The sequence below is a fragment of the Chitinophagaceae bacterium genome, assembly GCA_016717285.1.
Classification (GTDB): domain Bacteria; phylum Bacteroidota; class Bacteroidia; order Chitinophagales; family UBA10324; genus JACCZZ01.
Window position 1 is genome coordinate 526,301 of record JADKFU010000004.1, and the last position, 13,674, is coordinate 539,974.

Annotated in this window: 14 protein-coding genes; 8 read left to right on the forward strand and 6 right to left on the reverse strand. The window is 38.6% G+C overall.

All coding sequences use genetic code 11. The annotated features are described in order from the left end of the window. Window positions 1-126 precede the first annotated feature (126 nt). The 4 genes from IPO83_07415 (at window position 127) to IPO83_07430 (ending at window position 3,879) form a co-directional block, all read left to right on the forward strand. The gene (locus IPO83_07415; GenBank protein ID MBK9731101.1) at window positions 127-660 is read left to right on the forward strand and encodes a lipocalin family protein; all 534 of its coding nucleotides are present in this window, start codon (window positions 127-129) and stop codon (window positions 658-660) included. A 194-nt stretch (window positions 661-854) separates the two neighbouring features. After that, window positions 855-2,441: a T9SS type A sorting domain-containing protein gene (locus IPO83_07420; protein MBK9731102.1), complete on the forward strand. Its 1,587-nt coding sequence runs from the start codon at window positions 855-857 to the stop codon at window positions 2,439-2,441. A 93-nt stretch (window positions 2,442-2,534) separates the two neighbouring features. Further along, window positions 2,535-3,014 (forward strand): hypothetical protein, encoded by a 480-nt coding sequence (locus tag IPO83_07425; GenBank protein ID MBK9731103.1) that lies wholly within the window; start codon window positions 2,535-2,537, stop codon window positions 3,012-3,014. A 142-nt stretch (window positions 3,015-3,156) separates the two neighbouring features. Next, on the forward strand, window positions 3,157-3,879 hold the full coding sequence (locus IPO83_07430; protein ID MBK9731104.1) for an SDR family NAD(P)-dependent oxidoreductase: 723 nt from the start codon (window positions 3,157-3,159) through the stop codon (window positions 3,877-3,879). Window positions 3,880-4,110: 231 nt separating this feature from the next. On the opposite strand, the gene IPO83_07435 is transcribed toward IPO83_07430, so the two are convergent. Further along, entirely contained in the window at window positions 4,111-4,872 is a 762-nt protein-coding gene (locus IPO83_07435) for a DUF3667 domain-containing protein (GenBank protein MBK9731105.1), read from the reverse strand. A 286-nt stretch (window positions 4,873-5,158) separates the two neighbouring features. Here IPO83_07435 and IPO83_07440 point away from each other — a divergent pair, with 286 nt between their 5' ends. Beyond that, window positions 5,159-5,914, forward strand: a complete 756-nt coding sequence (locus IPO83_07440) for a hypothetical protein (protein ID MBK9731106.1) — start codon at window positions 5,159-5,161, stop codon at window positions 5,912-5,914. A gap of 122 nt (window positions 5,915-6,036) precedes the next feature. Here the strand turns inward: IPO83_07440 and IPO83_07445 are convergent, their stop codons facing one another. Together IPO83_07445 and IPO83_07450 are read right to left on the reverse strand one after the other, a co-directional pair. Further along, the gene (locus IPO83_07445) at window positions 6,037-6,429 is read right to left on the reverse strand and encodes a hypothetical protein (GenBank protein MBK9731107.1); all 393 of its coding nucleotides are present in this window, start codon (window positions 6,427-6,429) and stop codon (window positions 6,037-6,039) included. A 4-nt stretch (window positions 6,430-6,433) separates the two neighbouring features. After that, entirely contained in the window at window positions 6,434-7,144 is a 711-nt protein-coding gene (locus IPO83_07450; protein MBK9731108.1) for a hypothetical protein, read from the reverse strand. Window positions 7,145-7,890: 746 nt separating this feature from the next. Between IPO83_07450 and IPO83_07455 the strand changes: the two genes are divergently transcribed. From IPO83_07455 to IPO83_07465, 3 genes are all read left to right on the forward strand, one after another. Continuing rightward, window positions 7,891-10,281: a hypothetical protein gene (locus IPO83_07455; GenBank protein MBK9731109.1), complete on the forward strand. Its 2,391-nt coding sequence runs from the start codon at window positions 7,891-7,893 to the stop codon at window positions 10,279-10,281. Window positions 10,282-10,795: 514 nt separating this feature from the next. Further along, window positions 10,796-10,990 carry a YtxH domain-containing protein gene (locus IPO83_07460; protein MBK9731110.1) on the forward strand — a complete coding sequence of 65 codons (195 nt, stop codon included), beginning with the start codon at window positions 10,796-10,798 and terminating at the stop codon, window positions 10,988-10,990. A gap of 61 nt (window positions 10,991-11,051) precedes the next feature. Continuing rightward, entirely contained in the window at window positions 11,052-11,273 is a 222-nt protein-coding gene (locus IPO83_07465; protein ID MBK9731111.1) for a hypothetical protein, read from the forward strand. A 272-nt stretch (window positions 11,274-11,545) separates the two neighbouring features. On the opposite strand, the gene IPO83_07470 is transcribed toward IPO83_07465, so the two are convergent. The 3 genes from IPO83_07470 to IPO83_07480 all read right to left on the reverse strand — a co-directional run bounded on the left by IPO83_07470 (window position 11,546) and on the right by IPO83_07480 (window position 13,256). Further along, on the reverse strand, window positions 11,546-12,247 hold the full coding sequence (locus tag IPO83_07470; GenBank protein MBK9731112.1) for an adenine nucleotide alpha hydrolase: 702 nt from the start codon (window positions 12,245-12,247) through the stop codon (window positions 11,546-11,548). 29 nt (window positions 12,248-12,276) lie between these two features. After that, complete coding sequence (locus tag IPO83_07475) at window positions 12,277-12,843, reverse strand: dihydrofolate reductase family protein (protein MBK9731113.1); 567 nt, start codon at window positions 12,841-12,843, stop codon at window positions 12,277-12,279. Window positions 12,844-13,016: 173 nt separating this feature from the next. Next, the gene (locus IPO83_07480; protein ID MBK9731114.1) at window positions 13,017-13,256 is read right to left on the reverse strand and encodes a hypothetical protein; all 240 of its coding nucleotides are present in this window, start codon (window positions 13,254-13,256) and stop codon (window positions 13,017-13,019) included. Between the last annotated feature and the right edge of the window lie 418 nt (window positions 13,257-13,674).

Sequence of the window (13,674 nt, forward strand, 5' to 3'; positions counted from 1 at the left end):
TCTCCAACAGATAAAAGTGAAACAAAAGCATCGAACTGCTAATTCAGGTTTCAAAGACAACGAAGCAAATTTCAAAAGCCCACTTTCAAAGTTCAAACATTAACAGCATTTATTAACAGTCAGTTTATGAATAGAAATGTTAAAACAAACCAAATCCGTTTCCACCTTTTTCTGTTAATTTTAATAACAACGTCAAGCATGAAAGCACAAACATTGCAAACAGTTTCAAAGGTTGACCTGGATAAATATGCTGGCAAATGGTATGAAATTGCCTCATATCCCCAAAGATTTCAGAAAGGTTGTCATTGCACAACAGCCGAATATACATTAAGCGACAAAGGCTATGTGATTGTAGAAAACAGGTGTAATAAAGATAGTTTGAATGGCAAGCAATCATATATAAAAGGCAAAGCGTTTGTGGAAAAAAATTCGGGCAACGCTAAATTGAAAGTGCAGTTCTTCTGGCCATTAAAGGGTAAATATTGGATCATTGATTTGGCTGATGATTATAGCTATGCCGTGGTAAGTCATCCCAACAGAAAATACCTCTGGATACTTTCAAGAACCTCAAAAATGAGTGATGAAATTTATAATCAGATTCTCCTAAGGCTTAAGGAAAAGCAATTTGATTTAACCAAACTGAAACTTACTCCTCAATAGTGATGACTGAACTTGAAAAACACCATAACCAGGAGATAACACGGGATTAGGTTTTGCTGTACATCACTCGTGTTAAAAGCAAAAAAAGTGATTTGTCACAATCGCTTTTAGAAATGAGGTGAAAACCCGAATAGTTGAATCATTTGATTAAATACAGTGTCTTGCGTTTGCGCAGGAAATAAACAACATTGATTATGACTAAAATGAGAAGACTCTTTTTTATGGCAGGTGTTGTATTTATTATCTCCATCAACTACTCCATCGGGCAGATAACGTTTCAAAAAACCATTGGCGGAACGTCCGATGACGTTGCCAGTGCGGTTACGCAAACGGAGGATGGTGGATTTGTTATTTCAGGTTATACCCTCAGTTACGGTGCAGGCAACCTCGATGTATATCTAATCAAGACAAATTCAACTGGTGATACGCTTTGGACAAAAACATTCGGGAAAGGATTAGATGACTATAGCTATAGCGTTCAACAAACTTTTGATGGAGGATATATTATTGCGGGTTATATAACCGGTGCAGGCAGTTTGGATTTTTATTTAATCCGTACAGATGCTGACGGAGATACCATTTGGACAAAAACTTTTGGAGGAACAGGTCTGGATAAATTTTATTCAGTTCAACAAACTGCCGATGGCGGCTTTATCCTTGCCGCAACAACTACAAGTTTTGGTGCGGGTAGTTATGATATTTACTTAATGAAGACCAACCTCAACGGAGATCCACTTTGGACGAAAACCTTTGGAGGAGCATCTAATGATGAAGCAAAGTCGGTTCAGGAAACTGCAGATGGTGGATATATCATTGCAGGAAAAACTTCAAGTTTCGGTGCAGGTAACGATGATGTTTATTTAATCAGGACCAATCCCAATGGAGATACGCTTTGGACAAAAACTTTTGGTGGTTCAGGATACGATAATGCTGTTTCAGTTCAACAAACCACTGATGCCGGCTATATCATTGCCGGAGCAACAGATGGTTTCGGTGCAGGTAATACAGATGCGTATTTAATCAAAAGTGATAGCATTGGAAATATACTTTGGACAAAAACATTTGGCGGAACAAATATGGATTATTATTCCTCTGTTCAGCAAACTGCTGATGGAGGATTTATTGTTTGTGGAGTAACCTCAAGCTTTGGTGCCGGTAATACGGATGTTTATTTAATCAGGGCAGATGCCAACGGAGATACGTTGTGGACAAGAACTGTTGGCGGAGCAAGTAATGATTTCAGCTCTTCCGTTCAACAAACTGCAGATCAAGGATATATTATTGCCGGAAAAACTAACAGTTTCGGTGCAGGCAATAGTGATATTTATTTGATCAGGGCCGATGCTTCTGGAAACGATGGTTGTTTCACTGGTAAGACTACAACTATTGTTAGCACTCCTTTATCACAGTCAACAAATCCACCAACTATTGTTACTTCTCCAAACACTATTGTAACCATTCCCGCAACAATGGTTGGCAGTGGAGGAATAATTACTACACCTTGCGCAACTGTCGGCATAAGTAAAATAACTTCAAATGAATTATTTCTTATCTCGCCAAATCCATCGGCAGGTAATTTTACTATTTCCTTTGAAAGAATAATTAAGTCAGGCAATATCGTAATATTGAATAGCCTCGGAGAAAACGTTTTTACAAAAAATGTTTTAAATGAAGAAAAAAATGAAATCAATCTAATAAATATTTCAGAGGGAATTTATTTTGTGAAAGTGTTTGACGGAGAAACGCAATACTGTGAAAAAATAATTGTTGAACATAATTGAAACGGCACAGTAATATGAACACTTTAGCTCTTTCATTAACTGAAAGCACGAACTAATCAAAATGAAAAGTAAACCCTGTAGTACAACATATAAATGGAAGCAAAATCGACAGATAGAAAGAGACTGCAACTCACAGAAAACGGAAAACAGTTAGGCGAACTGATTTACGAAAGTTTGTTTGTACTTGAAGCTGAAATCAGGTTGGCAATTGGTGATGAGTATAAAATTAAACCGGTTGGTATTTTTCGAACAAGCATTAGCGTGACAAAAAAGGGAATTGAAATAGCAAACTTAAAAATGAACTGGCGCGGACATATTGTGTTTACTTTTCAGGACGAACAAGAATTCATTTTAAAAGCAAAAGGTACGTTCTTCAATAAATACATCATTGAAAACAAAGACGGAGAAAAACTGATTCAATTTGACCCTGCTTTTAATTGGAGCAAATTCGACTATAATTACTCCATCACCTACGACAAAAAACCGCAAGACATTTTATTTGTTTTACTTGGTATCTATGCTTCAAATTATTTTATAGCTTCTATGTCAGGAGCTATGGCGGGCATGGCGTAAAATTTTAAATTATGGCTGATGAAGTACTTTATGTATATCCCTGATCTTTGTGAATGGATTTTCCGGGCATCGCAAAACACGAAAACAGCAATGGACAAGGTAACGGACGAAAAATAACTCAATAAACTATTAAAAAAACAGTATGAAACTTACAGGCAATAAAATTCTAATTACCGGTGGCGCAAGCGGAATCGGACTTGGCTTAACTGAGCGATTCATCAAAGAGAACAACCAGGTAATTATTTGCGGAAGACGAAAGTCCGTGCTTGAAGAAGTATCCGGAAAATTTCCCGGGGTAATTACCAGGGTCTGTGATTTATCGCAGGAAGCGGAGAGAGTTGAGCTTTTTAACTGGATTTCAGAAAATCATGATGACCTGAATGTGCTTGTAAATAATGCCGGAATTCAAAACTGGATGAACATTTCAGATACGGATTTTTATCAGAAAGCAAAGGACGAAATCACCACAAATATTTTGGCACCGGTTCATTTGACAACCTTATTCACCAACTTACAATCCTTAGACACCATTATTAACGTGACCTCCGGTTTAGCGTTTGTGCAGTTATCAAAAGTGCCCGTCTATTGCGCGACAAAAGCGTTTTTCCACTCCTTTACACTTTCTCTCAGGCATTTACTAAAAGCAAGAAACATTGAGGTAATAGAAATGATACCACCGGCCCTAAACACTGACCTTGGCGGCAAAGGTTTACACGATGGACAACCATCAGTAAGTGATTTTGTAGAAACGGTCTTTCAGCAAATGAAGGAAGGCAAAGCTGAACTCACATTTGGTTTTAGTGAATTGATGTTGAATGCAACACCAGACACGATACATGCTACATTCAATAGAATGAATCTGTAAACTGTTTCCGAAGGGCAGTGTCTCATCAAAAACTTATCACTTTACGACAAAAAAATGGAACTAAGCAGGGTTGGGTTTTCACAATTTCTTGCCGGAAAAAGATTCCTTAAAAAAAGTTAACGATGTGCTTGTAATTGGTTACAGTATTTCCATGGGCCGGTTACCCATGAAAGGCTTGATGGAACTTATCAGCATGCATTAAAAATGAACCATTTCGCAAATGGTTGTGCATCATGCAACTGAAAAATAATGTTCCAGAAATACCCATGCATTGCTCAAAAATTCAAGCAGTTTTAAAACTATAACAGTATTAATTATCAAATAAAAGGAAATGCGAAGCCACAACATTTTTTTCTTTTTATTCCTATATATATCAAAGCATACCCATACGGTATACGACAACGCAAGGGTAATTTGAAAAAGATAAAACTTCCAGTGAAGCACATTAATAGAAAAAATTAATCCTCCGATGATGTAACAAAGCACAAACAAAACATACGTGAATGAAAACGCATACATCGTAATCACGAGTGATTCAATATAGCTGTATGTCGGCCTGGCAAGAACAAAATAAAATACCGCTGCACTGAATGGGAAAGTAAAAATATAAAGCCAGGTGCCGTGTTTTATGAACACCTCGATACTTTCGATATTACTAAATGTCAACCCTTCCCGAATCACCGGATGAAAACCAAGTTTGGCGATCGCCAGTCGCTGAAAAATTACCGATAGCGCTAACAGGATCAGGAAATAACCAACAGGTGAATGATATTTCCTGCGCTTGCCTGCTATGTATTCATCAAGCACTTTTCCCGGGTGACTAAGTAGTTGAACCGTTGTTCCCAGAATACTTTTTTCTCCATGCGTAAGCGCATGAATAAATTCTTCACTGAAAGATTTCCAGGTAATTTTTCGCACGCCGGTGTCCTGTCCGCAGTTGGGACAGAATTTTTCAGTGACAATATTTCCACAATTGAGGCAGTGCTTTGTCATGCAAACAAATATAATTAGATTACATAAATAAGAGATAGTAAGCTACGTGCAAATTTGCAGTTACTGTAGTACTAAAAGCACAACAATTCACCGACAAAAATCAGGGACGGACCGTGAAACTTGTTCATCAGCAACATTGCTATTTTTGGTTCAGGGTTGGACTTTTAATTTTGAACTTTAGCCGTTAACTTCAACTTTCTATTTAGCATTATCACCACACAGCACCAGTAATTGAATTCCTTGTCTTCGCAAATACCTGAACATTTCCGTTTCCAATCTAAACTTAATGATGAAGCATCTAAAATTTACACTCCTTACAGTTCTGATCATTAGCTGTGCAAAAGAAGATAGTATAGTTGCCATACATGGAACAAAGCTGATTTCAATCGCATACACTCAAAATAACCGCTACTGGCAGGAGAAATACAATTACGATGAATATGGTGTCTTGAAATCATTTGAAGACCTCGACTCAACGGGGAGAAGGTATGAATTTGAATATGATAGCAACCTCATCAGAGAAATTAAAACCTTTAATATCATTGGAAACACGTTAATATTCAGAGATTCCATTCTCCGTGATTCAGAGGGAAGAATTCTGACAATCAATAAATATTCTAAAAAGTTGGAAGAGGTGCCCCTGACATGGATTTATGAATTTCAGTATGATAGCGAGGGTAAGTTATCAAAGAGACTAACCTATTTCAAGGTTATTGAGGCCTATACAAATATTGACCAATATTATTGGGATGGAAATAATGTTGAAAAAGTGGAAAAATATGACGGAAACGGAGTATTGAATTCCGAATTTTTTTACGCTTATGACGATCAATTAAATTATAAAAAGGAAATACCATCGTACATCACAGACCCTGTAAATTGGAGTGAAAGCAATATGCTTCAAGAAAGTTTTAATGACTATACCGGTTTAATAGATGCGATTTGCAATCCATGCAGTGTCACCTACAAATACAACTTAGATGGATTTCCTGTTGAAATTACCTATGAATGGGGCCAGAAATTGAGTCTTAGCTATGAGTAATAATCCGGAACAAAGACGATGAGACATGCCGGCAAAATGGAAGCCCCACTACCCCGAATCTTCGAAGCGAGGCCTCTATCGATCACTATCCCTTATTCTAATTCCCAATTAAACAGGACTATTCAGGGAATGTCAATCACATGCTCCGCTGATATTTTCGTGAGGGCACCTGCAGTATCGCGGAAAGCAAATTCATAAGTATAAAAAGTATCCTGTGAAATATTGAGATCAGCAAAATGATCTTTTGGCGCATCAGTAATATAAATTTCTCCATCGCGATAAATCAGAAGGCTGTCAGCAAGCTCTCTTGCATGGAGCATAATGCTGTCATTTATAAAATAGACATAAAGAATTTTATGGTCGAAACTGAAATAGAATTTATCAATGTTGAAGATTTCAATTCCGGAGTCTTCTTCATAAGGACTGTCAAACAGAGGTGTTTCAAGATTATCTTTTCTACAGGAAAAAAATACTGTAAGAATTACTGTGACCACAAGAAGACTCCAGTGTTTCATCGCATCAGAATTTATAAACGATTGAACCGACCATCCCTGTTGAACCGATCATGAATCCCGGGTTGATTCTTGACAGCAGTTGTTCTTCCACATAATCCGGCCTGTTCTTAAATAATATATACAAAGTTGTTGCGATTCCACCCGCCACCAATACTGCGGAAGTAGCTGCTGCCAAATTGCTAACGTCCACCATCTGCTCGTACTGATGCGCATATTCATTATACTGATCCTGGTAATATTGCAGTTGTGAAGGAGTAATGGCTGCTTCATAATTCGTTCTCGCGGTTTCAGCCTGATCATAATATTTATTGATTTGGCTGTTCATCGCAATCAGTGAAGCACTGGAAACAAGCAGCACTGCTCCCGTGGAAATGAGCGGCACCACTGCTTTTGCTTTTTGTGCACTTTTTGCCTTTAAAACTGCGAGGTAAGCCGGATCATAGGGAATGTTATTGATATACACTTGTGTGCTGTCGGCAAATGTTTCAATCGTGTCCACGCTGAGTATTCTCTGAGGTGCCCATGATTTTATGATATGTGTTCCTGCGGGAACATCTATAATTCCTTTCAATGGAACATGTGCAGTGTCAAGAATAACAATAGCGTTTGCAGGAAACACATGCATTACGAGATGCGAAGTGCCCTGGCTAAAAACTTTTCCTGTTAAGAGCACAAGCGCAACAACAATTTTATTTACAAGACAAATATTTCTCATATGATATCAAAGATAATATTCTCTGTTAATTGCAATACACGGATTAATGGAGGGTATTTCAGACTTAATGAACTTAGCTATCAGCATCGTTGACCTGAGTTAAAAAATACAGGTTAGATATAAGAGGTCTGTTTAAAAATGATTTTATAAGTGGAGATTGGTTTCTAAAGTTGGCCGTGAAGACACAGCCAATGGCAAAGCCGCCGCCGTTTGTGTCTTCACAAACGGTTATGATAAACCGGGAAACTCTTTTTAAACAGACTCTTATATTTCCTGAACAATTTTTTTAACTACTTAAATCATTATTCAATGAGACATTTCCTTCTGTTTCTTTATATCAGTTTTTCTTTTGGTGTTAATGTATCGGAATTATCATTCAGCCAGTGTCCTGCAGTCACCGCGCCCTCATCCGATCCGCCAGCTTCTTAGTGGTCTATTTAAATTTTGGGAAGTGATTTTTGAACAACTTCCAAATTCTGGCAACGAATGCTCATTTAAGATCAATCTGTAGTCGCAGGTTTGGAATAAGATAATAACCGTTACCAGTATTAGTTCCCTTGTCCCCCTTTTTGGGATTGCGCTTCACCCTGGCGGTTCTTACTTTTGCAAAGTATTTTATTTGTCACAACCGGCAATGACATTATGTGTAAAGAACTTTGTTTTAAAATTACATTAAGAAAATAGATAACCTTCCAATGAAAGAGAATGATGCTCCTTTATCTTTTAACTAATTAAATCATTATTCAATGAAACATTTCCTCCGGTTTGTTTGCATCAGTTTTGCTTTAAGTGTTATTATTTCGCAGTTATCCTTCGCCCAGTGCCCCATAGCCACTGCACCATCATCTGATCCACCTGCTTCTATCGTACGTGTGCAGGTACTTTCCTTCAAACCAAACTCTGACATGGAAGGTGATGACGACTACATTCCTTTTTATGATAACCATGCCGACATCTTTGGTAAAATAAAGATTGACGGTGAATCATTTGATCTTCCGGAAGTAGAAGACAGTGATTTCCCGCATTGGGAAGTGGCTTTCGAAAAACAGGTTTCTGCAAGTCCGGTCAACATACATATTGAGATGTGGGAGAATGATAACGGACTAACGGGCAGTAATGATAACGTTGATATCAATCCCAATGCAGGTTCGAGTGGTCTTGATGCTGAATTCGATTTGTGTGCCATGACGGTTATTATTGATGGCACCAACTATTCAAGCCAGGGAGTGATTGAGATTAAATCAGGTACCGGTTGGAATCAGGGTACCATCCGCCTGAAAATAGAAACGGCTGATGGCAGACCAATGACGACCAACGATCTCGCACTTGTAGAAACAGATATGTTGCAGGTGCTCTTTCACACGCAAAAATTAATCTCGGGAAAACCAACTATCGTGATGGCACGCGTGGCCAATAACTATGCGACCACCATCAACACAAATGTACGCGTGATCGTAACGGGAGCAGGCGTTAGTAAAGACGATATTTTCCCTATGACGATTGGAGCCGGTGAAGTGAAGAAGGAATATTATTACCTCGACGATCCGATCATTTTTCCGGAAGCAGGACAACAAGTTGGTCTGAGAGTATTTGTAGAAGATGCGGGCAATGCGGATATAAATCCCAAGAATTGCCTGGTGGTCAATAACGCCAACTCCAATCAGATCAAATGGAAGACGGTACAAACGCCACGAAATTATGAATTCATGTGGGCGAAAGTCGGAACAGTGATGGACGCATTTAACTTCACGAGTGATGAACTCCTGAAGTCTAATATGCAACTTGGTGGCGCCTACATTAATGGCGTATATCCTTTATCAAGTCCTGATCATTACAAGTCTTCTATCGACATCCTGCCTCCCATTACAGGAGCGTATGATTTTCTCGCCACGATTTTGAGTGTCTTCTATATTCCTTTAGACAATGTGACTCCTTACGCTTTGGTATTTGAATTAAACGGTGTAGCTAACATCGCAGGTTGCGACAGGTTAATGGGTGTGTTGCCGAATAAGGATTGGTTTGAAAGATTTGATTACACCTGGTTGGATGATGTGACCGGACTATCGCTTGGTGAGTTCGCGCCCCGCGCAGTAATTTTTTTACCGCAATACGGAGAAGGTGCGAATTTAGGTCCTGCTATAACATTGCCTGCACATGAAGTTGGTCACACCTTCGGATTAAGCACTGATCCAACACTCAAGGATTCGTGGGTATGTGATATTGATTGGCCCGTCCTAGGCCATTCCGCTTGTGGTTTTGCCGGAGGATTTGATGAATACAAAAGCGCAACGTATCCCAAAGGAAATCCATCCAATGGCTTTTGGATTGCGCAGGGTGGTGAGCCTGTTGAGATTGACACATTGCTCAACCATGAACAATGCAATTCATTCTGCTTCATGGGAGGATCACCGGCCAATGCACATTTGGATTGGGAAAACAAAAAGAAATGGATTGATGCGGCCGACTACGATCAGCTAGTGAATAAGCTGCAGAGTAAACCTGATCCTGAAATAATTTATATATCCGGCATCATTGCCTGGAACGACCAAATGTATCTCGGTTCCGTGCAACATATCGGAGAAGGAATCCCTGATCGTGATAGCAGCTTCGGCACCTATGCCATTCGCCTTCTTGATGAGTATGGAAAAACATTGAAGGAAGTGGGTCTTCCGGTCAATTGGAATTCTTCTGACATTGATTCACAGCCAAGACCGGTCACTTTTTTTGCACTCAATGTTGAATATCCTCCTGCTTCAAAAAATCTGGAAATTATAAACCGTATGTCAGGAAAGGTGCTGGCAACAAAAAAAATAAGTCTTCACAAACCCACGGTAAAGTTGAAGCTGCGCTCTGCATTTACCACTGCTCAAGGCGAAAAGATTGAGCTGGATCATTGCGGTCATGATCAGGATCACGATAAGCTGGAATATTTTACACTTGCGCGCAATGCAAAAGAAGAAGGGTGGTTCCCTGCTGAATATTGGCAAAGCGATAGAAAGACATTGCTATCAACAACGTCGTTGGAACCAGGCTTATACAAAATAAAAGTGATGGCCAGTGATGGCGTTCATGTGAGTGCATCAAATGAAGTGGAAGTTAGTGTGACAATGCCTGGTAGCAATAATGACAAGAAATGACGAAGGAGTTATTGTCATTTCTCAATTATAGAACAACTTTGATTTTTGTTTAAGAAGTTGTTTAACATCATTTGATCAGTTGAGCGTGGTTACTTGAGTTGGCTGTAAAGAAACAGCCAACGGATGAAGCAGCCGCCGCTTGTGTATTCACAGATGGTTATTAAAAGAGAAATGATTTTGTTTCTGTTACGCTATTTTGTCAGCGTCGTGCCGGCAAAAAAAAGAAAAGGTATTGTCTTGCAATTTTTATTGATCAAAGCATATCCTTATGCTCCATCACCTTTTCAGTAATTACCAAGGCATACAATGCCTGCGGTTTTTTTTAATCCCTCATATATAATTAAGGCAGCAAGTTGATTGATGATTAATTAAATAAAGCGACGATGGTGCATTACCCGCATTGTGTCATAATTTCTACACCGGATAAGGCTATTTGCTGGTAATTCCTCCTATAATCGCTTAGGCATGAAAGATGCAAAGGTTGGTTATTCTTAACTCTTAAAATTTTTCAAGTATGAAATCGACTGCATTATTTTTTGGAATTGCTGTTGGAATAGGAATTGGATATTACCTCGCAACAGACGACAAAGAAGAATTGTTAGATAACATTAAAGACTCTGCATCCAAGGCACGCGACATGGTGAGCAATGGAATCAGTAAAGGGAAAAAATTAGTGGATGAATTCAAAGGCAGAGCGGAAGAAATGTAACTGAAAGAGCCGTCTGCCAAGGCGGCTCTTTTTTAGTTTTTTAATTCTTAAACCTCACGAGATGAATAAAGTGATGAAGACTTTTTTTCCTGCTTTTACGGCAGGTGTAATCCTTGGACTGTTCTATTCTCCTTTCGGGAAAAAATTACGCGATATTTTACTTGAAAATAAGGAGGAAGATGCATGGCCGGACAGGGACACATTCAATGTTAATGAATTGGTTAGCCGCGATTCTATTTCCTTTGAAGCTTTAAAAGAAAAAATTGCTGCGAATAAGAGTTAAGACAGAAAAGAGTGGATTTCTTATTTCATTTTTCTTATACTTTTCCTGATCGTAGAACATTTCGAAAACATCGTTTACCGGTTAATGTTTTGTGTTTGGAATGGAGATCGATTTTTACGCAGTGAATTAAGTGTGCACTTTTCAGCTTAAGATTAGAAGCCATCTTAAAAAATACATGCCTCCTGTTTAATTTATTTTCCGAAGGATCCTTTGGACTGCATCTGCCATTTTTCTCCGGTTTAAGTGATGGTATGTGTTCGGTTTTCGTGACTTTATACAATTATTTCAGCTTGCCAATATTCAAAAGTTTTGGTTTGTCCGTCGTTCAATTTAATGTCGTATGAAATTTTATGTGTCTGAGATATTGAAAACTCAATTGGCTTTTTGAAACAACCACCTGCATATGCAAAAGTGTGGTATTCTCCGTTTTCACCGCAGATGTCAACGTCGTGAGGAAAGGATTTTAAAGTATTTTGATCTAAGTCTTTTCCGATATAGGTCGCGTCTAATTTGTCTGCCTGTGTCACAATAATTTTCGATTTAATCCCTGACTTTATGAAATCGTCTATGATTTCAGCCGATGTTTTGTTCCAAAGCGGTTCTACTACCTTAATTCCCAATGGGTTTAGTTTACTTTCTCTATATGCTTTTACGTCAGCTAAAAAAATGTCGCCAAAAATGAAATGAGTTACGCCTTGTTTCCTGAAATGGTCAACGGTCTCCCGCATTTTTTTGTCATAGTTTGCCAGGTCTTTCGCAACTAATACTGTGTAAAGTGGAATACCAATACTGTCTGCTTGCCTTGATAGTATTTCAACAGGAATACAATGAATGGAAGATGTCAGTGTTTCTTCATTAATGGTCGTCAATAATGAAACAACGTCAAACTCATGGTCTTGTAATGTCTTATGAAGCGCTAAAGCAGCGTCCTTTCCTCCGCTCCAATTAAATATCGCTTTTTTTATTGCGTTCATGCTGTTCGTTTTTGTTTCACACAACCTTGTTAGCGGAACGTTGTTTTTTCGCTTGCCGGCTCATAGTAAAGCGTTACAGCACCACCACCAAATGTTTTAGTCTTTATGAGCTTAAGAATAGTTCTGTCGTTTATATTTTCAAATAATGGCAAACCAAATCCTGCAACAACAGGATGAATACAAAGCTGGTATTCATCAATCAAATTAAGTTTCATTAGCTGTATAATTAAACTCCGGCTGCCAACCAAAATGTCTTTACCTGGTTGTTGCCTGAGTGCTGAAACTTCTTCATCAAGGGCCCGGTTTGCTACTGTTGCACTTTCCCATGCTACATTTTTCAACGTGTGGGAAAAAACTATTTTCGGAATTTTATCTATCGCCACAGCAAAGTCGTCCATTGTTTTTTCACCTGAAGGATTCTTCACCAGCGGTCGCCAATATTCCATAAGTTGATAGGTTATTCTACCGTATAGAATTACATCTCCTTCATTTAATAGTTCGGCATAATGTTGATGTATTTCTTCATCCGGAATTCCTGCTGTATGGTCGCAAAATCCGTCAAGCGTCATATTGATTGCTGCAATTACTTTTCTCATATTTTTAAGTTTTTCTTCATCTAAATTCGTGTGTAGTTTTTACAAGTACCGCTAATGCTTGGCCGCTACAAGAAGCTGGCGTCCCGAAAACTGTCTGGATCTAAGCATTAAACTGTCTGCCATCATCAAACCTGATGCGGAGAGCAAAGCAACCAAGAACGTATTTGGTCCCGTTACCTTAGCGGAATGATTTCAATTTTCATATACGGATAGTATGGTAGCGTTGAAAGCTTTTTATCCGCGTCTGATTTATCATCGGCCATTAATACCAGGTAAATACCGGCAGTTTCGCCTTTTATGTAGGAAGCCAAAAGTGTTCCGTTGTCCTCCCATTCTTTAATTATTGCTTGCTCTCCGGGTAATAATTTCATTCTTGTTTCTTTGTCTATTCCTTGTAAAAGGATGTCAATCATAAATTTATTCATTGTGTCGTTCGTTATTTGTTCGCTTACTCTATTCGGTTTTCAGCTTTCTCCGTTTTTAAATTTGCTAAATCATTTTTTTACAGCCGGTTTCAAGTTTGCAATGTCGTCTTTTATGCTGACGCGTAAAGTTTTCGTTTAAGGTCCGCACGAAACTGTGTCAGAGGCAAAAATCCTTTTCCACTTCATAGGTAAACGGTTCTGTAAATGATTTGAGAGTTTTCAGTTCGTCCATCGTTGTGTTGTCGTGGTTGAGAATAAATGAATTGCTTCTTTCTATTAAATCATACTGGTTTGTCAAGCTGTTGTAAAACGCTAAAACTAAAATTCACGGTGGTCGGGATTTGTAATCCCTTCCGTTTAAGTTTCGGATTTTAATCCGATAATATATCAATACGTTTTGTTAAAA